This is a genomic window from Halorubrum sp. Ea1, assembly GCF_002252965.1.
Lineage (GTDB): Archaea > Halobacteriota > Halobacteria > Halobacteriales > Haloferacaceae > Halorubrum.
Genome location: NZ_NHPG01000020.1, coordinates 1 through 21,752 on the forward strand (window position 1 = coordinate 1; position 21,752 = coordinate 21,752).

Consider the following 21,752-nt stretch of genomic DNA (forward strand, 5'->3'; position numbering starts at 1 on the left):
GAGCGTCTAAACAAGGCCGAGGACGCGTATGTAGCGTCCCCCCGAAATAATACGAATTTACTAATGCCTCGGTCGCTCAATATTTTAAAAGGATGGTCTCTTCGTTGCGAGCCGTTTCATCAGTCATAGCTACCATTTTGATGGTTGCTATTGTAGTGGTACTGGCCGCAACGATTTCTGCCTTCGCGCTTGGATTTGCCGACGAAGCCATTCAACCCGCCCCTATTGTTGGTCAATCGAGCGGGGAACTTGTAACACAAGATGGGAATGCTGGCGGGAAAGTTCGTATCACACACATCGCGGGGGACACTCTATCTGCTTCTAACCTTGAAATCGCTGTCAATGCACGGGAAGCCTGTGGGAAATCCGGCCGATTAGTAAACTTACCAGCGAGTGGAGGCGACCCGGTACCCACGAGCGAGTATGTTCGAGGTGACGATATTTTCGATAACTCATACAATTCAGTGAGTGGGCCGATTGGTGAAGCAGACGGTCAATGGCAGGCAGGCGAAACAGTCACATTCCGATTGGCTAGTTCCGAATGTGAACTCAATAGTGGAGAGAGGATTACAGTTCGCGTCGTTCATATGCCGACAAACTCGGTCGTAATTGAGCAACCACTGACTGTCATATAATTGGACTCCAACGACTCAGACCTTCATCGTGTGTGTCATCAACCTATAATTAGAAATACACCAATTCTGGCTGTCTTGCTGACCGTACTCTCTGTATCTCGCACGCCGATCAAATCAGCTCTTAAGCATTTCAATAGAGACTTTGAGGGTTAATTTGACTCGGGCAAGGTCGCTCTGTAGCTGTATCAAATACTGGTGTGGTGTGCCGGTTTACCGGTCTTAGACAAGCAGATCTGGTGACCGGTAAGGACCCAGACACCAGACACGAATGCTTTTGAGTAGGGTTTGAGAATTCCCGTGTCATGACAAATCACATAGAGCCCACCGAGGAATATGATGGGCGAATCAGAGTGAAACTCCTTGATGACCATGCCGATACACGAGTGATCCCGTGTTCATCCTACACAGAGGCGATAACACTCGTCAAAGAACATCAACACGAGGTCACCACCGCGAAAATCATCGACCGAGAGCAAGAAGTGGTCTTCAGCTCAGCCGACATGAAGATCGACGTCTGGGAGTCGATTTGGAAAAACGAAAAGCGTCGCCAATCGGTCAACGTCGAGGACCGCGACTGCCCGTACGATAACATCTCCTGCTTTTTCGATGACCTCTGTGTCCAATGTAAGATGGACAAATTACAGGACGAGTTCTAACCCATTCAGCAGTGGCGAAGATGTTACGAAAATTCCGGCCGTTCGGGTACGCGATCGGATCACGCAACCCGGCGTTCCGAAATACTCCGAGCAGGAACGCACACGCATCGCACGTTCCACACACCGGGATCGTCAGTTACCGTGTCGGGTGACGCAGTACGGGAGGCCTTTCACTTCAACAGCTTCAACATCCGGAGCTTTCACGACGGCTTGTCCTTTGCCGAAGTTCGGAAGATCTTTCTTGAACTCGGAAGGGACCGAGGGCACGTCATCGACAACCTCCGCTTTCAGGCCGAGGAAGATGTTCGTATTGATCTGCTTGATCACGTCGTCGTCAACGTCATCCGGGTTCTGTGTGATGAGACACAGCCCGAGTTTGTACTTTCGACCCTGCTTGACTGCGACGCGTGCCCGTCGGAGAATATACTCCTCACGGAGGCTGCTCGCACTCGCCAGGTAATTGTGCGCTTCGTCAACCGCGACGAGCATCGGCGTGTCACGAACCGCCGGATCAACCTGATAATCATCGATTTTGTTCTCGATGATGTACGAGAGGATCGACAGGACGGTGAGGCTCTCTTTCCCGCCGTTGAGGTGACTCGTTGGAATCACCGTCACCTGCCCTTCGCGGAACACCGTATCGGAGATGTCCGGGAGGAACGCAGTTCCCTGATCGAACACCTGCCGGAACGTGTCACGGTCGACACGCCGATTCACTGCACTCCACGTTCCCCCGGCAATGTTGTTCTCCTCGCGGAGCCGGCTCTCATCGTAATCGTGCTCGTCGAGGAACTCGAGGAAATCAACGTACTTCGGACGGTCCACGGAGCGGTCAGGGTAGCCACCCTGCGAATCGAAACACGAGAAGTACGCGTTGATGCAGTCTTCAATTGCGCCGCGTGTTACTTCGGTCGGCGTGTACGGCATCAGCATTTCCGGCCGGCCACGAACGATCTCGAAGGGGATCGAGAGCTCACGGCTCTCCATTGTTGATGGCGCATTCGTGCCGGCAACCTGCGGAACGAATACATTGAGGTCATCGACGCCGCCGTGTTTGATGTTGTGCCGGCGAAGTTCCTGCTGTACCGCGTCATCGTTCACGACAGCGTCGTTGTCCTCACGCATCTCCCAGTACTCGTTTTCGGGGTCGATGATAACGAGATTGAGCCGGCGCTGTTCCTCTTCACCTGTATCGTGGTGACGAATTGGATAGCGCTTCTCAGAGACGAACTGTCGCAACACGTTCTTCGTGAAGTGGGTCTTCCCCTTCCCGGTCGAGCCCGCAACGAGAGCGTGTCTGAACACGGCGGGCTCACCATCTTCAACCTCTCCCGTCTCCCGATCGATCCCAGGGTTACTGAGGTAGTATGGGAAGTTCTCGTTGTTCACGGTCATCGGCTCGCCGCCGACAGAGAGCCAGCCGGTGAAGATTCCCTCGCCCGGAATGTTCAGCCCGGTTCGGAGGCAGTCTTCGTCACGAGCAAGCCGTGCTGGGGAGTTCGGTTTCGGAATCCGATTGACTATGCCGCTCTCAATATCATCCGACCCCACGTTCTTGAGAATTGCTAGCGGCTCCAACTCTGCGACTTGTACATACTCCGATTCGTCGAGTTCAACGTGCGCGCTAATCTGATTGTGAGCGTCGGATTTGTCGTCGAGATCGGTGTACGGCTCGTAGCGCAGCGAATCGGTTACTGCGAACAGCTCGCTCCCCTCGTCCGGGTACGGAATCTGTACGTAATCACCAAGGCGGATGCCCTCTCTCGCGCCCGTTCGAATGAACGCGTTCACCTGGTAGTCCCGTCTGCTGACGTGGATCTCCTCACTTGCGAGGACGTGGCCAAGTTCGTCATCAGCGGGAGTGGACACGCCACTCGGGACGGTTCGCTCCGGTACTTCAGTACCGTCAGGCTCGGTGTCCGTCGTGCCTGCTTCGTCGGTTGGTGTCTGTTCTGACTCTTCGGAGTCGTCTGCGACCGGGTCGTTGTCGAGGATGTCGTCGATGTTGTCACTCATAGCTTCGGGAATCTTCGAGATGGCTCCAACGGCCGTCGCGGTTGTAGTCGAAAGCAGACTCGACCGTTTGGAGCGCACCGCGGATCGTTTCGCGGTTGTCAGGACTGATGCGTGCGATGCGGTCGGCGCGCGCGACGGCTCGCGGCACGTCGCTCTGGCGGGCGATCTCTTTGAGCGCTTTCAGGAGGATCTGTTCTCGGCGCTCGTCATTAGTGAGGAACAGTGCTGGCGTCTCGATTCGGAACACGTTCCCCGTTTTCGGCGTCCGAACGTACGCGAACGCACGCCGGTACGCGTCTGGCTGTCCATGGCTGAGTTCATCGGACACGGCTGTCAGCAGGTCGAACGAGTTGCCTCGGAGTTCGACGTCTGTTTGGACGAACCAGGAGGTGTACGTGAGGTGGTCAAGACTGTCATCACGGAGCACTTCCCCGATGAACTGGTGGTCGCGGAGCCACGGAACATCGTGAAGCGTCCCGTGGGGGCCTCGGAGATCGTGTTGTGTGATCTTCGTTCTGAGTGAATCTGTGAGCTCACCCATAGAGGAGGTCTTCACGACGCCCAACACAGGAATATCGCGTTCAAAACACGCATCGACGACTGCGACGTAGTTCTCGATGACGTCAGTGGGAAGATCCCAGTTGCCGATTGGTGCGCCTTGCCCGGCACGATCGAGCAGCGTCCAATAGATGACGCTGAGCGGGTACACAGAGCCGTCGAGGAACAGTGGCCCGTCGACCACGTCGAGACACCGCCGTGCGTGTTTCCCCTCTGCGAGCCGCTGTACGACGGACGTGAGAATCGAGGTGACGTTCGCCCGTTGACGCATCTCGGGGATGCGAATGATTTCGCCTTCGACACTCCCACGTTCAGTCTGTTCGTGGTGGAGCGTCACATCGTCGTCTTCGAGGTACACCCCAGTGACCACTGTCCCTCGGCGCTCGGCACTTCGATCGCTGTCAGCGCCGCTCACCCCGAGTTTTGCGTGTGCCGTGTCGACGACGAGTCCGTTGTTGTATTCCAACGGCCGGGTCGTACTGGCATCGACACCGTACGTCGGCTCGGTCCACGGGTCATCAGTCCACGTTCCGAGTTCCGCCTTGCGCGTTTTGAAGTACTCCGGCTCGCCGATCGGTTCGACTGTTCCCCCGTCATGGGTGAGGAGGCTGAACAGGTCGCGGGCGTGTGCGGCCTGATCGTCCACCTCGCGTGGGATGCCAGCGTCGACTCGTTCGGCGAGCTGTCGCACCACGTCGAAAGCGCGTTCGTCCATTTACTCGTCACCTAGGATGCGTCCACCTCGATGTACGTCAACTCTACTGGCGTTCGTGTCTTCGTCGATCGAGACTTCGATCTCGTGTTCTGCCCCCTGAATAAGTCGCTCGTCATGGGAGACAACGATCACTTGCGGGACGTCCCACTCAGAGATGCTGTCAAGCATCTGTTCGAGACGCCCGATGTGGCCCTTATCGAGGAACGTCGTCGGCTCATCGAGGATGAACGGCGGGAGGCGACCGCTGTCGCCCTCGCGCATCTCGGCGATGAGTTTGTAGATGCCGGCTCGGAGCGCGAGGTTGACGATGGCACGTTCCCCGCCGCTGGCGTTACTCGGGTGTTCGAGCGTCCCGTCGTCACGAAGCAATTGAATCGCGTATGGCGTCCCGTCGGGCCCCTCCTCAAGGATGCGCACCTGCTGGTAGCTACTGTTCTTGTAGATGTCGCTGAAGATGTCGTTCGTGTATTGGTTGATGTAGGCGAGGTACTGCTCGCGGAGGTCCGCCTTCGTACTCCGATACACCGCCATCATGCGATCGAACTCGTCAGACCGCTCCTCGGCCCACTTGCGTTTTTCCTCCTCGAGTGCGAGCTGGTCGCGGAAGTACTCTAGATTCTCAAGGTCGTTTACAAGCACTGTCCGCGCTTCCTTGAGCGAGTCTCGTTCCGCGTTCAGTTCCTCAAGCGTGGCCTCGCGGTCCTCGATCTTCTGCGTCGCCGTTTCCAACTGTTCTCGCTGTGCTTCGACGTCGATCGATCCGAGTTCATCGCTGAGCGCATCGGTCTCCTCCTCAACGTCAGCAATCTGCCCGTTGAGGGTCTCGATCGTGTCCTGTGCGTGCCCGATATCCTTCTGGTGGCCTTTGATTGTGGTCTCCAACTCGGCGATCGCTTCGTATGCGTCAACCACGTCGGCAACGAGCTCGCGCTGTTCCGTCGCGGTGTCAACTGCTTGCTGAGCGTCTTCGAGGGCTGCGTCGGCCTCAGCAACTGCGTCGCGTTGGGCTTCAATCTGCTCGTCGTATTCGTCGAGGTCTGCGTTCGCGTCAGCGATTTCGGCTTCGAGCTCTTCTTGTTCAGCTTCGAGATCAGCGAGCTCGTCCGCAAGGTCATCCCGCTCCTGTCGACGTTGCTCAACGGTTTCGAAGGCCGCCACGACCTCTTTGCCGTCCTCAATCTCCGCTTCGAGCGACTCAATATCCGATTCGAGGTCAGCGATCGTGTGTTCGAGGTCGTCGACCTCTGACTCCGCAGATTCGAGCTTGGCCTCAGCGTCGGCGAGCTCGGACTCTGCCTCGGAATGATCGTCCTGTAACGACTCACGCTCGTCTTCGAGCGTACTCACGCGCTCAGCTTTCACGTCAACCGTATCGTCACGGAAGCCCCGAAGTTCGATCGCCTCTTCACGACACTCGTCGAGAGCGTCTCGCCGGTCGACAAGCGCATCGCGTTCTTCTCTCGCCTCGGCAAGTTCGGCTTCTACCTCAGTGAGTTCGGCGTCGATGTCCGCGAGTTCGGACTCAACGTGAGACGGATCGACGTCTTGGCCACACTTCGGGCACGTCGCTACTCCATCGAGTGCCTGTAGCTCCTCGCGGTCCTCCTCAAGCGTCGTTTGACGGGCCTCGAGTTCCGTGACCGTCGTGTTCGCCGTCTCGATTGCATCCTGTAACTCTCCCTTCGTTTCCGGGATCCGTTCGTCGATGAGGCTCTGTAGCGTGTCGCCGGATACGCTCAAATCAACGGTATCGAGGTCGGCATCGAGAGTCTCAAGATCATCCTCGAATTGATCTTCTGCCTCCGTTTTCGCCTCACGAGCGGCTTCGAGTTCCGACTCCACCTCCGCGAGGTCGTCCGACAACTGGTCTATCTCGTCACGTGCGTCCGTGACGGCTGCTTGCGCCTCTTCACGTGTTGATTCGGCTGCCTCGAGAGACGCCTCTGTCGCTGCACGCTCCTCTGACAGTTCATTTTTCTCTGTTGTCAACGCTTCAATGCGTGCGTCGACAGTCTCTCGCGTCTCGTCAGTAATTGTGTCCGGACAGGACTCGTCTGGGAGGAACTCGGTGGTTACAGCGTCTCGCTTCTCGACAGCGGTCGCAACGTCTTCCTCCGCAGCCTCGACATCATCTGCTACGCTCTCCTTCTCTTCGAGCAGGTGATCGAGGTCCGCTTCGAGCTCTTCTGCTTCTTCACGTAACGTATCACGTTCGTCGATGAGTCTATCTCGCTCTGTCTCGGCCTGATCGAGGGTTCCTTCTCTATCTGTTTGCTCGATCTGTGCCGCTTCGACCGCTTCCTGTGCGGCACTCAACGCTTCTTCAGCGCTCTCTTCCGTCGACAGATCGGTATCTATCGGGTCTGTTGTCGATGGGTCATCGAGCTGGTTGAGTGCCTCTTGCTTCTCGTCGATATCATCGTGGAGCGTGTCGATCTCCGTTTCGGCCTCCGCAATTGCCGTCTCGGCGTCCTCGATTTCACGTTGTTTCGCTGCTCGCTCTTCGATGAGCTCCTCGCGCTCCCCTTCGGCCTCTTCAAGCTCGGTCTGTAACTCGTCGTGATTTTCAAGGCGCTGCTCGACGTCCTCTTTCGCGTCTCGGAGCTCCTGCAGGAACTCCTCTATCTCCTCGATTTCTGCCTGTTGATCCGAGATCTCCGCCTCTTTGTCGGCGATGACGGCCTCGTAGCCCTCTACATCATGATCAAACTGCTCGTCAATGGTCTCACGATGGTTCTCAGCGGATTGCTCATTTTCACTCGCAATGCGACCCATCGCACGACGAGCACCCTTTGCCCGGAGTTCATAGCGATCGATCCGATCGAGTCCGAGCAGGTCATCGATGAGTTCTGCCCGAGCGTCGTCGTCAAACAGGCTATCGACCTCGCCCTGCTGTACGTACACCGACCGGGAGAAACTGTCCTCGTCCATCCCGACCACATCGACGACTTCAGAGCTGACATCACGAATCCCTGAGATGGGCTCCGAGAGTGCGGGCGAGTCAAGCTCTGCGCTGTTTTGTCCCTCCGTATCGATCGACCACGTGACGGTGTACGGTGTCTCTGCCACCTCGAATGTCAACACGATTTCGCCCTCTCTCGTACCTCGCCTGACGATATCGTCGAGATTGAAATCGTTCGACCCGACATTCCGGATATTCGAGAGGAAGAGTCCGCCGAAAACCCCCATGAGCAGTGTCGTCTTCCCGGCACCGTTCTCCCCATGGACGAGCATCGTTCCCTCGGGGAAAGCGATCGACTCGTCCTCGTAGCTCCGGATGTTCTGTAGGTGGAGATCAGTGACTTTCATTCGTCAACCTCCATCGATTCGACGCCCTCCGGCGTCTCTTCCGGTCCGGCATCGTCAAACGCTTCGCGCTGGGCATCACGGAGCGACTCAGCGAAGGTGTCCGCGACACGATTCATGTTCGTGTCGAGTTCATCCGCTTTCCGAACCTGCTGATCGACGTCGAGCGCAACCGTGGAAAAGTCCTCATCCGCGAGTTTCTCCTCGATGGCCCTGTCAAGTCCCTGTAGCGATATGGCCTCGATTGACTCGACATCAAGATCGACGCGCCCACGATTGTCGTCGACGCTCACGACAGCAGCACCGGCTTCGCGTGCCATCTGCGTCACCTCGTTGGCAGTGACCGCGGCCCGCTCACCACTCAACTCGATCTTCGCCACAGCCCCCTCGAGGTCGTGTCTCTCAAGCACGTCACGGGCGTGGGTCGCCCCGTCATCCTCACCGAATGCGATTTCAAACACCGCGAACGGTCGCGTCTCCAACTCAATCTGTCGACGGTGAATCCCGCTGTTATCGATATCGAGCAGCTGTACGACGCCCGTCTCTTCCTGGTCTTTCCCGCCACGCTCTGTCGCACTCGCGTACCAGACATCAGTCCCGTCCACGACCGAACTCGCCGGCTGGTGGAGGTCGCCCAGCGCAAGCCCATCAAGATCGATCCCGGCTCGGTCAATAACCTCGGAAGCTGGGTAGACACGCCCCATTCCGTGAACAAGCGGCGTGAGGAGTTCGTGCATACACAGGATCGTCCACGCTGCCTCTGCAGGCGGTTCCTCGAGTTCTAAGTCGATATTGTCCCACACGCTCGGCCGCACCGCGTCGATCCCGTACAGCGCAACCTCACCGACCATCGTCGGCTCTTTGCCGAGGCGAGCAGCAGCGCTCGTCCGCCGGAGGAGATCAAGCCACTGTTCGTCGTTTTTCCGTTCGTGATTCCCCACGATCCCGTAAAACGGAATCCCGTGTTCTTCAAGCGGTTTCAACGCATCAGCAGCTCGCATCACCGTCGGGAGCGACGGAACCGGATCGTCGAACAAGTCGCCCGTATGAATCACGGCATCAACGTCACGCTCGACCGCAACCTCGATTGCCTGCTCGAACGCTTTTGCAAAGTCCTCACGTCGAATATCCGATCCATACTGTCGCTTCCCCAGATGGGTGTCACTGATGTGGAGGATACGTGTTCTAGGCACTATCAGTAGATGTTAGCGTGGCTATATAAAAGTCGAGTAACCGGAGTGAAAGTGGACGACTGCGGCGACTCTACCGTCGTGATCGCAGTGGAGTGTAGAGTGACTTGTTCTACTCTTCACAGCGGGAATTTCTACGCTTTAGATTGCTCGTAGACGGCGTTTGTTCGATGAAATTGCCCTTGGAATCCCTCTTGTTGCGATGAATAACCATCTATGGGATCATATGTAAACCGACACATCATTATGACCTGCGAATAGAGTAGAAGTTCAGGTGAATCTCTCTTATCATCATGCGAACCCGCGCGGGGGAAATGAGTCCTTCCTCTTGCGATTTCAATCTGCGAACACCGATAGTCCGACAACCATCTTAGTCGACGCCGGTACAGAACTTGAGCTTGATCGGATACTGAACCCTGGCGAAACAATTGACGCTGTCTGTCTCACTCACGCGCACTCGGATCATTACCAGTCTCTCAATCAGTGTGTAGACCCCGACACGTCAGTATACACCTCGCCAGCAACGGCGAAAATCATCGGCGACGTGTTCGATATCGCCACACAACAGACAGGCGTTGAGGCGGATGATTCGATGGTAGCGGCGATCGAACCGGTCGACGAGTGGACGTCGATCGGAGCCGAAGTAGCGTTTCATCCGGTTCCTGCCGGCCACGTCCCAGGGGCAGTGGGGTACCTATTCCGATTTGAGAAGGATCAGGGTGTCGACACCGGGTATATTCTTGCGACGGGTGATTTTACACTCACTCGGGCAGGCGGATATCCGGGACTCCCACTTGAGTCGATTCAAGACGTAGATGTTCTGTTTCTCACCGTGGCGACGAGCAGCAACTTCTCTTCAGAGTTGTCTGAGGGGCTTGGTATTGCGCTACAGCAAGCACATAGTGGAATGCAGACACTCGTCACGACAAGCGGTATTGTGGGTGTTCACGTTGCGTATCTATTGGGCGCGTTGATTGAGCGATTTGAACTTGGAGTCCGAGTACGCGTCGTTGGGCAGGCCGCAAAGCTGTATGAGCGATTGGGATACGAGGCAGACACTGTCCAACCTGTCCCGGAGTTTTCGCATACCGATGAGGCCTTAGGACGCGGGATAATCACGATTGCCGGCCCAGATGTTCCGAGTGAACGTAGTTCTGGCCGGCTATATGGCGTGTTACGGGATCAGCCAGACGCGTGTGTCGTACAGCTGATTGGGTCCGGTCAATCTCCGATTCGGAGCGGACAGTGTACCGTTCATGACTTCCGCATCGTGAACCATCCGGAATACGACGCGCTAGAATCGGTACATGAGTCGGCTAACCCACAGCACACCGTTATCACGCATACGCATCGCGGGGCTGGTAACCAATTCAATTATCTCGATAGTAACGTTTGGTCACCATCGGATGCTGGCGAGTACACGCTGTACGCGAATGGACAGTGGCGCGCACCGCCGTGGGCTCCCAACGGCGGTCGAACCCCAACACAAGCCACGACGCAAAGCGTCGGTGCATTAACTGAAACAGATCTCTTTTCCGATATTGATTTGCCTGATCTATCACGTTCCCCAACGGTCGATCTTCCCGCTGAAGGCATTGACATCGAGCACGTGAAACAGGTACTGGCCCAGGAGACGGCGTATACCGGACCGACCACAACAGAGGCCTCTGATAGCGATACCGGCTCCTCGACGGCAACTGCCCGCAAATCAGACTCACCCAGCATGACAACCTCAGATGACGATCAGGACGATACTAAATCCGACTCGCAAGGCTCACCTGCCGAATCCGTAGGGCTTGTTCGCACCACTGGCGCATCATTCAATCAACTTGATGACTGGGTTGTGTCCGCAATACAATCCGGGGAGCTCTCAAAAGGAGATCTCAAAGAAATCGTACGGCGTAGTCAGCAGCCAGCGACATCGGCAGACGAAACCGAGTCACCTGATGATGAAAATACCGATAGCGCTGGTGATGCCGATCACAATACATCACAATCTGATTCAGCTCGTTCAACCGCTGAGTCTGATGATTCGGACGCTACTACGCCGGCAGACAGTGATGAGGATGTGGATTCTCCTGATGCTCCATCCGTGTCGTCGGATTCGAAGCCGGAAACAGAAACAACCGAAACTCAACCCGCACCAGAATCCCCCACTACATCGCCTGACCAGGAAGATAATCAGAGATTCCCCGTCGTGTTAGATCCGCTAACAACGTCACTTGCTACTCACCTCATAGCAGAGACTGACGAAGGTCCGATGACCATCGCTGATGTTGCTACCGACGCGACGACAGCATACCTTGGTGACCGACTTCGTGGAATAGAGACTGAACCGGAGACTAGTGTCTCCTCACACTCGTCGATAGTGGATCAGGCCTTAGCTAGCGTAGTTGCAGATTCCGATGAGTTTACTGATCTTGATTCGTTCAAAACCACGGCCTACGGAGAACTCCTTGGGGATCTTGTCGGACTCGACAAAGACAATCAGACACCAAGTGTAACGATCCGCGTCGACCCAGCCCTCGTCGACGCCGTTACCGAACATCCTGCGTCGCCTACTCAATCACGTGATGATGTCGTCGCTACCGCGGTTCTATGCTACGCGGGGACCGACACGTAGTCTGCGTCTGGCCTCTTGACTCTATTAAATCTACAGAAGGTATCGGAATCCGGTTGCTAACCAATCGATTCGATTGTTGTGTAGAGAGTTCTAAGCCGGCTCCAACGGAGGAGTAGGAAGTTAGACACTACCGGGTGAGCGATTGTTTTATTTATTAGGTGTGTTCGCCTTCACGGCGTCATCAATATGATGGCCTACTTTTGTGTCGAAGGCCCGGAGGGACTGAACTACCTCCTCAATACTGGTCCGTGGTGAATCAACATCCAAGGGGACAGATTTTGTCAAACAACGCCTAATCTCCTCAGTTATGACCCACCCTTCTTTTTCGACTACAGACTCGTCAAGGTGGTCGGTAAAATCATTCAGAACGTTCGCTTTCAGTTGCCTATCTCCCTTCTCAATATCGATGGCAATGCGGATCTCTGGTGGATTTTTGCTCAGTTTGAAATGAGGTTCATACTCAATATGGAACGCATTGTTATGCCACGCCGATTTGTATAGTTGGATCCAATGAGTGCGGCCACCTCTATGATTGGTTTGCCACTCAGCAGCCTGAAATTCATTCTCTAAAGCCTCTTGCATCATATCTTTCAATCGGTTGAGTTCATTCTCATATTCTTTTCGTATGTTTTTTATCTCGGACTTGTACTCGGCATACAGCTGTGCTTCTTCAGAGATTGTGTTGTATTCGTCCATGGTGAGGTGTTTTTTGATGGTCAGTAGGAACTCGGACAGTTGAGTTCGGCTCCGTGACTTCTCGTCATCGACTGTCAGTTGTGCCTCAATATTCGAGACAACATCACGCCAGGGTACTTCTACAAACTTGTCCGTTTGTTTAGGTGGCGATGCGTCATCAGGAGCGAGGTAGACGTACTGGCTCTCTCCACCTTGAGCCTCGTGAGTATCCTTTACAAGGCTCCCGAGCCTTGGTGCCTTGGCGTACCGTTCGGTCTGATTGTCAGTCTCGCCCGCATCGACTTTCATCTCGATACAAATGAACCAGTCTCCTTGAGCCCATATGAGGAGGTCAGCGAATCCCTTCGGTGGAGTCGAAACCTCGGTCTCAACGGTCACAGTGTCGAGGTCGTTAGTTAGACCAGATACACTTGTTTCAGAGTGAGCAGCTATCACGTCAACAAATGCTTCAAGTACAGTTGTGCCCATATTATGGGGTTTACTGGGATCAAGAAAGTATGCGAGTAGGTCTTGCCAGTCACGCTCAGATTCCGACCGACCGATTATTTCTAACGTTGTAGCACGACTAGCCTTAAGATTCTCAAGTTCGTTGCTGAACTCACTTACCCATGGAGCATGGTCTTTCACTATTTTGAATACACCAATTCAGTTGTCAAACATATAGTTTAAAAATGTGAGGTACAGATTATCATGAACTGAAATAATCCCAAAATTTTCACGCTCCCACAATTCTATCTGTGAGAAGTGAATGTCACAAGCTTCAGATTGTGTTAGTCACCAGTCAAATGACAAAACCACCGCTGAAATAACAGATCCGGCGATGAATCCGATCCCGTGAGCGAAGATATTCACAAATGAATTGTCGACTACGAGCTCTGCGGGGAACATCTGAAGCGTCAAGATAGCCAGCACTAGCACAATAAGACCGCCCCCGGCAATTTGAAACAGGAGTTGCTCGCGTGAACGTGTCTGAACTAATGTGTCCCAGTCACATTGATACAGCACAGAAGCAGCTTGGACACAAATTCCGAAGATCACCAACCCAGCAACAATTGGACGGAGTGTCTTCGCGTACACAGTATCGATAAGCAACAGCAGTAGCAAGATGAGTCCGACACCGATAGCCTGGGCAAGCTGCGCCGTATGTGCTTCTCGAATCGCGGCTGTAAAACTAATAACTAAGAATCCTACGAATGCGGCGACCACACCCGAAAACCCACGGGTAACACCGCTAATCTCCGGGAGATATGTACCGTACAGTAGCACGTTGGCGCTATTGACAACGAGCGGCGTGATAACTAGGAGTCCAAGTGCTGTCTGCCAAAACCACTGGCGGCGCTCAAGATACAGACACAGCCAGTACACATAACACACCGCCAAGAGGTATCCTATGAGATTCGCTTGGAGGTGGTCGAAACTGGCATGTGTGTACGCAGCTGTAAGTAGCGTATACCATTGCGGGTCAGCCGGTCGAAGTGCCAGTTGGTCTTGGAGAGACGATGGAACGAGTACGTGGACCGTGGTGAGTACCGCTACGATACTTGCGACGAGGAGCAAATCCAAGGCGTGCTGTTTCCCAATCGGTGACCTGATGAACCCCATTATTCACCCTCCACAGCTGCAGCGAGAAGTGCGAATACAATTAGTAGCGCAAGGAGTGTCGCTACGACGGGGGTGATCGTCGGCGTCGATGCCAGCGCTGCCTGAATATCAATCGCTGCGGCAGTCAAGGGTCCAACTAAAATGAGGCCAACAATTCCTCCAAGAATTATTCGAGGCTCGGCCATGCCTCGATCAGCTAGTGGACCGTGTGATTCCGGATCAGTACAATTTACACAGTGCTTGGGATTGGATCTACACATGGGCAATCCATTACACAGCCCACAGAAATATATAAATAGAAGATAGTTCATACTAAATACACGTTGTGACAGCAATCACGACCCGGAATTATGCCTGTGATTGCCATCATGACCCCTCGCAGTCTGGTGATTCTTGATGAGATCAAAAGAAGAGCTTCTAGACGCCTACGATGGTCCAAATCAAGGGACAAAACGAGAAGTTATCAGATATTTGTACGATAATCCTGAAGTAGAGCACGAACCGCAGACAGTATTTGACAGGATTCAGGATGATTGTCCCGCAAACACCACAGATACAGTCGCTAATCAGCTATCAGCGCTAGCAACTGAACACGACAACATCGAGCATCAGACACGATCATTCTATCAATGGGCCGGCGATGGTCGTCGACGCCCCAATCGGCGGCTCCGTTCTACAATTGAAGCAGGACGAGAATGGGTGGGCTCGCTCGGATTCTCCTACGGAACGGGCGTCCTCGCGTTCGTTACTTGGGCCCTCGGAATTCTATGTGCACTCGTCAGTCTCGTTCCGCTATTCACCTCCATCCAACCACTCGGTGCGGATTTCATCGTCTGGTTCTTTTGGGCAGGATTGATGACCATCCTCGGCTCGACAGCAGTGATGGTCTGGGTACCGCTGTATCTACTTGACGTGCGAACAGCGTAGATACGAGGTCAGAATGTATTCCTTGTAGAGGATCTCAACAAGGCCACCTCAGAGTGTACTCATGGTGGACCTTTTCGATGAACGAGCCACAGGAGAGAGTGGACGTCCAACATTCGGACGTCGTGATCGGTTGTGGTATCAAGATCGGCTTGCACGCCCCGGAGCGCGTCAAGCATTAGTACGTAATCACCAGGGTTGAACCCGTATGGGACACTGTAGTCACTAAATTCGGAAAAGAAATCATCGAACATCTGGTACCGATACATGACGTACTGATCCGGGTGTACGATCATCAGTAACATCGTTGCAACAGACATCCGCTCGCTTCCCGAATCGGAGAGTTCACTGTACAAGTCGTTGAACGATTCAAGCCGGTCCACCAGTGGGCCAGCATCCTCATTCAGCAAATTTGAGAGCACAGTCGCGGCTTTGTCCGGTTTCGTCGTCGATAGCTGTTGGAAGGTGTCCCACGGCTGCCACCGGCCGCCGAGCAGGTAGATTGGAATAACATTAGAAAGCGGCTCGGCGACCGACAGGTCGTCCAAGAACGGTTCTACATCGGCGGCCTGTAGTTCGGTTAGATCGCATTTCGACAGGACCTCGCCGAAAACGTATGCGCAATATTCGTCTTTCCACGTCTCCCAGTGATCATCGCCCCACTGTTCAAGCGCCGTATCCCGTTCGTATGCCGCACTATTCGAGGCCGCCGAAAAGGAATCGAGTACGGTGGAAAGACCGTGAAGTTCGATAGGGTTGCCGTGAGTTTGGAGGGCGTCCCATCCGGCAAACGTCTCATACGTCGGCGCAGCCATGTCGAGTGTTTTGCGGAGCTCTGCCTCGTCGGACGTAGACACAAGATGGAGGAACTGCTCGATCTCATCAGAAAGTGCCACTTCGTGCTCGGTTCCCGCAGTCACATGGCCAATGTGATCGCAGTACTGCTCCTGAAAATCCCTCAGTGCCCCCGCTGCATCGGAAAAGGATTCGACCGTCCCAAATCCGAACGTGGACAATCCTCGTTGCGCAGCTGAGCTAAGGATCGGTCTCGTCTCAGGATCACATCTGCCGTAAAATTCACGCACTGCTGGGATAACGTATTCCGGAATCTGTCGTTCCCAACTTGGATCATATGAGGTGGCATCCCTAATTTCTCGAATGAACTCAGCCAACGCATCTATCGGCTGATTCCAATTATTCAGGACCGCATTTGATCCACCAAACGCTGCACCCCGGATCAGCTCGCTCTGCCACACATCCCGAAACTCGTCTTCAGACGGCGAGTCAAGAAAGGCCTCTATTTTCTGTTCAAGCACGTTGGTCCGGGTTGGCGATGTAAAGTCGAAGCCATTTCCCCGCCCATTTGTCTCAATAGTGGTTGCCCATGCGTCGAGGAGTTTCTCGTGGCGGGGCCCAAACTGAGTCATTAGTACTGGTATGAGTACCGACAAGTATCGGATAAGTGTTTGTGGTTATATTGTGAGATTCTATTTAATTCCGACTCTAACAGACCGAGTCGAGAGGTATTGGAACCGACTGTTCAAATACGGTTAGCTACTGTGTCGTACTGTGCCGACTTTCAAGACGTATGTCAACAAGCAGGGATACTATATCAATGCTCGACCATCTGAGGTCGGCAATATGACCTACCAAGTTGACACTGAAGCCGCGGACTTCATTCTCAAACTCGGCTATGAACATGAAGACGAATTACCCTGGGGCGTTGTCAAACCCCTCCGTGTGGCAGGCCTGATATACACGAATCAGCAAGGAGTGGCGGAGGACAACGAGGATATTCCTGAGTTGGACCCCTCGAAATTAGCATCGATGTCCAATCTAGAACGGGATAAATTACTTGCGTATTTGGACGGACGCGGTGATATCGACGATCGTGTAATTGAGCACCTCCGTTCTCAAATCGGCGGGAGCAAAGATGATGCCGAGATTCTTACTGATGCTATTGAGGACGAACTCGAAAGATCGGTCGAAGTAGAGATTTCCCGGTCAGAAGGAAAGAATGGTGGGTATGGAAGCACCACTATCAATATAGAACTTGAGCCTCTGTCTGGGTTATTTACTGATGGAGTCGAGATTTCTCATTATATAAACGCCACTAGTTCACCCAGGGTTGATGAGTGGGAAGTGACGCATGGCTTCGGTGAGGGGTGGGAGAGCGCAGCAAAAGCAGCTGAAACCCAAATACCGATCATGGAGGCGTTTGCCGAGGTTTCTGATCAATTCTCTTTTGATTTTCACCCATCCAAGAACATAATGAAAGATCGCGTAGGTATTCTCGAAGAAATCGAAAAAGAGATCAGTAATATCCGGCCATCTACAGAATAAATACTGGTCAGGGACACTGTCACGTCTTCCCTGAACGATTCACGAGGTACCACACATATATTCACTCCTGTCGTATCTCCTATAATTACGATCAGAAGGGTTCGATGCCGTAGTAACGCTCATCCGTGCTCTGAACGGAGTTGCGAGATAACTCAACAATAAGAAGAAGTGTACCGGTACCGTCAGCGACGAATCCTGAGCGCAGCAGGTCGGCTCAGTACCTCCTCCTCCGTTTAAACAAGCGCATCACGAAAACTCCGGCCGCTCAGCATACTCGATGGGATCGCGTGACCCAGCATTCCGGAACGGACATGTATCACACGTCCCGCCCGCCGGTTCCTCGTCTTGGAAACACGATCACGTGATTTCGTACGGCACACCGAGGTCCAAGCCACGCTCCCCGCCTCTGCCATCGATGTCCTCAACCAACTCCTTGGCGATGACACCCCAGACGACTTCGCCGAACACCTTCCCAAGGAGGAGCACGGTGGTGACCGTCGCCCAGTCGTGTTTTACTCCTAAAATTGGATCATTTGGCGAGACTCGCATCCCTGAGCCGGACCTGCTGTGAACTGTTTCAACGAGTCGTAGCTAACAACAGAAATACGGCGACATTGAGATATATCAGGGAAGGTAAATTGAGTGGTTAGCTGGGTCAGTTGATTCAAGACGGTAGGATGGGATTCCGTCGAAGAAGTCAGCAATAATCGGGATCAGATGGCTGCAGTCTGAGAGCAAGGTATGCATGATTTCGTTCGGATCCTGGTTCTCTACTTCGTATCCCCAGAAATCGTCGGGTGGCAGATCGAATTTTCCAACGTGTTCGTGCGTAACGGTGATCTCAAAGTCACTGATGTAGTTATCCGAGATATTGAACGAGTAGCTTCGGCTGCTGATACCAGCAGCAATCCTGAAATCTCGGGCATCATTCGTTCCCCGGTAATCTATAACAACCCATTCATTTATTTTGGAGTCACTATTCGGTTGAAAGACAAGTTTTAGTCCTCGACTATCACTCTCTGTGTCGAATTTCACTCCTTTGACTGAGTCCACTTCCCAAGAGTGGTTACTGTACTCCTCGAACTTTGTGTTCAATTCTGGGATGAAATCTAGTCCCTTCCGATATTCGGATCGGGTGGTGTAAAACTGGGTTAAGAATCCCTCTGCCTCCTCTGGCTCATAATCGTCAGGTTTGACGCGGTCTGGCTGCCAGTCCTCTAATAATAGCTCTACTTCATCGTTGAAACTAACGGCTGCCGACTCTTCCTGTATTAGTTCCTTGAGTGAGGGTGTGGCCTCACCGTCAGACTCAACAGTGGGGTCTTCGGTGAACTCACCACGAAGCTCTTTGATATGAGATGAGTACTGACCGCTGTAATCCTCAGTAAAGTCTCGGATTGTTTTAATATCTGTTTCTGAGAGAGTGGGTCCTGCCGCGTCACGAAAATCATCGAAATTAAGCTCCGAAGCATCCTCTTGTGGCCCGGATTTTCCGGTCCAGTGTAGTCCAACCTCATATAGTGTCCATGTCAGATGTTTCGGGACGTTAACACCACCATCATCACCGGGTTTCAATGGTTTATAGCCGAGTTCCCGGTAGATCTTCTCAGTTACCTCTGGCGTCTGTAAGGGAAGCGGATGACCCATCCCATAGACGTACGCATGAACGTAGTAACCGTCCTTCTCGTTGGAATCAGCATATTCTTTCAAAACCGGCACAGGAAGCAGTTTCCCCGGTCTCTCATTAATGCTCCCGGTTCTTCGTTAGGAACAGTCTGAAGTTACTGAATGGACATTTTAGCACGGTTCGAATGGTAAAGTAACGCTATCCCCCACCGACTTAGTTACTACAGCGTCATGAGAGGCGCATGAACTTGTGGCTCGTGCCAGTAGACGAACCGTCTTTCCAGCGGACACTTATTGAACCGATCGACCTGTCAGACTGGGACGACCGGCCCGCATCATTTCCCGAACGTGCCCGCGTTTGGGGAGTCCGGACTGATCCCGAACAGGGTTCTTGGGAGCGCAACCTTCGAAATTACCAACGGATAGAGCGCAACGACCCGCTCTTGATCTACCGCAACTCGAAGAGCCGATACACTGCGACTGGGCGAGTGGGACCGATGGCCCACACAGAATACGTCCGCGACAAATATTGGGATGGTGGCCCAGCACTCGACATCTACGTCGTGGAGAACTATGACGACTCTATTGATGTGGAGCCAGAGACAGTCAACCGGTTGCTCGGCTACGAAGAGTCATTCTGGCCACAGGGATTCTGGCGGGTGAGTGATGATCGCCCAACGGAACGGGTCGTGCGTAAGTTCGATATCTGAATTGCTAGCCGGTCCTAACACTACGTATTGAGAATCCGGACACAGTCACTGAATTAGTGAGTTTCTCGAAGTCTGTCATCTATAGCACCAATACTCATATTGAGAGCACAGGTTACGGCCTTATTTGTGAGGCGGAGACAGAGCTAGTAATCATAAGTTGTCGTAGCGCATGTGTGCTGAAGTCCGGCAGTTTTCTGGTTACAGACCTGATAAGCAACTCAGTACCAGACTTCACTGGCTCCTACTTGCCATCGGTGAATTAACATATTGTGTGAGGAACAGAGTGTATGGTCTCTGAAGTGGTTCTTAGCGCATTCGTTGGTGGGGTCGCAGGGTCTACGATCACCGCCATTACTCAGATATATACCACAAAAAAGCAACAGAGAGTTGAAACGGAACGCCAAGTGGCAGAGTTTTACGCAGGACGCAAGGTTGAAACGCTAACTAATCTCCACTCTACACTTGATCGCTGCTATCGAGTTCTTGAAAATTATTATAAAAAGAATAGCGAATCTGTTACCAGAGCCGATTATCATGACGAGGTGATTTCCTCTCTTGAGGAATATGAACGAGCCTTATCTCAGGCATCGATCTTTTTGGATGAGATTGAACGAGAACAGATGAATAAAACTCTTTCCGAGTTACGCTCAGGGGTTATGTCGATCCAAGACAAAGCGCTCTCTGATGGGCGCGAACCCAGAAAGATAGATTGGGACGAGCTTAATTCAGTATATGACGAGGCAAGGGAAGTTCTACGGAGTCAGATGAATGATCCAATTGAGGAACTAGAGCCCTAACTGCGGGATCTGTGGACACCAATCCAATTGTCAAGCAAACCGACTTATAGCCGTGAGATAGAAAAATAGATGATCTGTAGATAGGTGTTGAGATCAAGCTGGTGTTGTGATCCCATAGCTGTCACATGATACGGGGATTGTGGAGGGGAAGACACCGGGATCTCAATTTACACATGGTTTTTAGGAATTGTCGAGAAACATGACGGTGTCTATCAGTGGCCATTCTTTACTCTCTACGCCTATCCGCCCGTGCTGTCTGTCAATTTTATCAGAGCCACCAACAGGCCGCTACAACACAGCATCACTACGAAAGTGGGACGCGAACGACCGACGAGTTACGAAAACTCCGGCCGCTCAGCATACTCGATGGGATCGCGTGACCCAGCATTCCGGAACGCCTCAAGCCGGAACGCACACGCATCACACGTTCCACACGCCGGCTCCTCATCGCGGTAACACGACCACGTCATCTCGTACGGCACGCCGAGCTCCAATCCCCGCTCGGCGATCTCTGTTTTCGACCACTCAACGAACGGCGCTTTCAGCTCAATCTCCGTCTCCGGTTTTGTCCCGACATCGATCACCTGCTGAAAGGCGTCGAAAAAGGCCGGCCGACAGTCCGGATACCCGGAGAAGTCCTCCGAGTGCGCCCCAATGAACAGTGCCTCTGAATCAGTCGCCTCCGCGTACGACGTCGCCATCGACAACAGGTTCGCGTTCCGGAACGGCACGTACGACGTCGGAATCTCGTCACTCTCCATATCCGCGTCAGCCACATCCATCTCTTCGTCCGTCAGACTCGATGCCCCGATCTGCGAGAGATGCCCCGTCTCGATATGGAGAAAGTCAGCCGCGTCAACCTCCTCAGCGAGCGCCTGTGCGCACTCGTACTCCTTGTCTTCGGTGCGCTGTCCGTACGACGTATGGAGGAAGTACGGCTCGTACCCTTGCTCCATCGCTTCGTAGACAGCAGTCGCACTATCCATCCCGCCGGACACCAGAATGACCGCGCTTTTGTTGCTCATGATTGCTCAGTTTCGTCGAATCGATTACCCGTCAGTTCGCCACACCGCACTCCCGGCACCACACGATCTCGACCAGGCTGTTTCTGGGCGACGCTCATGTTCCCGGTGCGTCGTTCCATAGGTCCACGTGCAGTCGCGGCGTGTACCGGTAGCCGTACTCCATCGCCAGCTCGGCGACCTCGCTTCGCGTCCCGTCGAGTTGCTCGCGCGTCATGCCCTCCGGCATTAACAGGACGTCATCATCGGCGACAGTCGTCGCCGTCGCTTCTCGTACTCGGTCAACCAGGTCCGTGATCTCTGGGAGGTCCGATTCGTCGGTCACGACGAACT

The 21,752-nt window shown here is 53.6% G+C and carries 16 protein-coding genes and 3 pseudogenes; 7 read left to right on the forward strand and 12 right to left on the reverse strand.

All coding sequences use genetic code 11. The features are described from left to right. Positions 1-92: 92 nt before the first annotated feature. Together DJ73_RS02635 and DJ73_RS02640 are read left to right on the forward strand one after the other, a co-directional pair. Positions 93-635, forward strand: a complete 543-nt coding sequence (locus DJ73_RS02635; RefSeq protein ID WP_094557230.1) for a type IV pilin — start codon at positions 93-95, stop codon at positions 633-635. A gap of 302 nt (positions 636-937) precedes the next feature. Then, on the forward strand, positions 938-1,291 hold the full coding sequence (locus DJ73_RS02640) for a hypothetical protein (protein WP_094557231.1): 354 nt from the start codon (positions 938-940) through the stop codon (positions 1,289-1,291). 23 nt (positions 1,292-1,314) lie between these two features. Here the strand turns inward: DJ73_RS02640 and DJ73_RS21310 are convergent. From DJ73_RS21310 to DJ73_RS02660, 5 genes and pseudogenes are all read right to left on the reverse strand, one after another. Next, a pseudogene (locus tag DJ73_RS21310) lies at positions 1,315-1,418 on the reverse strand (7-cyano-7-deazaguanine synthase); the annotation flags it as partial. 5 nt (positions 1,419-1,423) lie between these two features. Further along, positions 1,424-3,307, reverse strand: coding sequence for an ATP-binding protein (locus DJ73_RS02645; RefSeq protein WP_094557232.1), 1,884 nt, complete (start codon positions 3,305-3,307; stop codon positions 1,424-1,426). Further along, positions 3,300-4,580 (reverse strand): DNA double-strand break repair nuclease NurA, encoded by a 1,281-nt coding sequence (locus DJ73_RS02650; RefSeq protein ID WP_094557233.1) that lies wholly within the window; start codon positions 4,578-4,580, stop codon positions 3,300-3,302. The genes DJ73_RS02645 and DJ73_RS02650 overlap by 8 nt, the downstream gene beginning before the upstream one ends. Further along, the gene (locus tag DJ73_RS02655; RefSeq protein WP_094557234.1) at positions 4,581-7,889 is read right to left on the reverse strand and encodes an AAA family ATPase; all 3,309 of its coding nucleotides are present in this window, start codon (positions 7,887-7,889) and stop codon (positions 4,581-4,583) included. Further along, on the reverse strand, positions 7,886-9,079 hold the full coding sequence (locus DJ73_RS02660; RefSeq protein WP_176451063.1) for a DNA repair exonuclease: 1,194 nt from the start codon (positions 9,077-9,079) through the stop codon (positions 7,886-7,888). The genes DJ73_RS02655 and DJ73_RS02660 overlap by 4 nt, the downstream gene beginning before the upstream one ends. Before the next feature lie 271 nt (positions 9,080-9,350). On the opposite strand from DJ73_RS02660, the gene DJ73_RS02665 reads away from it, so the two are divergent. After that, positions 9,351-11,699, forward strand: coding sequence for an MBL fold metallo-hydrolase (locus tag DJ73_RS02665; protein WP_094557236.1), 2,349 nt, complete (start codon positions 9,351-9,353; stop codon positions 11,697-11,699). A gap of 147 nt (positions 11,700-11,846) precedes the next feature. Here DJ73_RS02665 and DJ73_RS02670 read toward each other — a convergent pair whose 3' ends face one another. Both DJ73_RS02670 and DJ73_RS19605 read right to left on the reverse strand, forming a co-directional pair. Beyond that, a complete protein-coding gene (locus DJ73_RS02670; protein ID WP_176451064.1) occupies positions 11,847-13,022 on the reverse strand; it encodes a PD-(D/E)XK nuclease family protein in 1,176 nt (391 codons plus the stop codon). A 147-nt stretch (positions 13,023-13,169) separates the two neighbouring features. Then, positions 13,170-13,760, reverse strand: coding sequence for a hypothetical protein (locus DJ73_RS19605; protein ID WP_217900416.1), 591 nt, complete (start codon positions 13,758-13,760; stop codon positions 13,170-13,172). Between the two features lie 633 nt (positions 13,761-14,393). Here DJ73_RS19605 and DJ73_RS19610 point away from each other — a divergent pair. Next, positions 14,394-14,924, forward strand: coding sequence for a hypothetical protein (locus DJ73_RS19610; protein ID WP_141212893.1), 531 nt, complete (start codon positions 14,394-14,396; stop codon positions 14,922-14,924). A 59-nt stretch (positions 14,925-14,983) separates the two neighbouring features. Here DJ73_RS19610 and DJ73_RS19615 read toward each other — a convergent pair whose 3' ends face one another. Beyond that, positions 14,984-16,348 carry a hypothetical protein gene (locus DJ73_RS19615; RefSeq protein WP_141212894.1) on the reverse strand — a complete coding sequence of 455 codons (1,365 nt, stop codon included), beginning with the start codon at positions 16,346-16,348 and terminating at the stop codon, positions 14,984-14,986. A gap of 214 nt (positions 16,349-16,562) precedes the next feature. Here DJ73_RS19615 and DJ73_RS19620 point away from each other — a divergent pair, with 214 nt between their 5' ends. Next, the gene (locus DJ73_RS19620; protein WP_141212895.1) at positions 16,563-17,264 is read left to right on the forward strand and encodes a hypothetical protein; all 702 of its coding nucleotides are present in this window, start codon (positions 16,563-16,565) and stop codon (positions 17,262-17,264) included. A gap of 246 nt (positions 17,265-17,510) precedes the next feature. On the opposite strand, the pseudogene DJ73_RS02685 reads toward DJ73_RS19620, so the two are convergent. Both DJ73_RS02685 and DJ73_RS19625 read right to left on the reverse strand, forming a co-directional pair. Further along, a pseudogene (locus DJ73_RS02685) lies at positions 17,511-17,663 on the reverse strand (7-cyano-7-deazaguanine synthase); the annotation flags it as partial. Positions 17,664-17,888: 225 nt separating this feature from the next. Further along, positions 17,889-18,983: a hypothetical protein gene (locus tag DJ73_RS19625; protein WP_141212896.1), complete on the reverse strand. Its 1,095-nt coding sequence runs from the start codon at positions 18,981-18,983 to the stop codon at positions 17,889-17,891. 149 nt (positions 18,984-19,132) lie between these two features. Between DJ73_RS19625 and DJ73_RS02690 the strand changes: the two genes are divergently transcribed. Together DJ73_RS02690 and DJ73_RS19630 are read left to right on the forward strand one after the other, a co-directional pair. After that, complete coding sequence (locus DJ73_RS02690) at positions 19,133-19,600, forward strand: hypothetical protein (RefSeq protein ID WP_094557240.1); 468 nt, start codon at positions 19,133-19,135, stop codon at positions 19,598-19,600. Between the two features lie 287 nt (positions 19,601-19,887). Beyond that, positions 19,888-20,397 (forward strand): hypothetical protein, encoded by a 510-nt coding sequence (locus DJ73_RS19630; RefSeq protein WP_141212897.1) that lies wholly within the window; start codon positions 19,888-19,890, stop codon positions 20,395-20,397. Positions 20,398-20,732: 335 nt separating this feature from the next. Here DJ73_RS19630 and queC read toward each other — a convergent pair whose 3' ends face one another. Both queC and DJ73_RS02700 read right to left on the reverse strand, forming a co-directional pair. Then, the gene (gene queC, locus DJ73_RS02695) at positions 20,733-21,422 is read right to left on the reverse strand and encodes a 7-cyano-7-deazaguanine synthase QueC (RefSeq protein WP_094557241.1); all 690 of its coding nucleotides are present in this window, start codon (positions 21,420-21,422) and stop codon (positions 20,733-20,735) included. Between the two features lie 94 nt (positions 21,423-21,516). Then, a pseudogene (locus DJ73_RS02700) lies at positions 21,517-21,752 on the reverse strand (7-carboxy-7-deazaguanine synthase QueE); the annotation flags it as partial.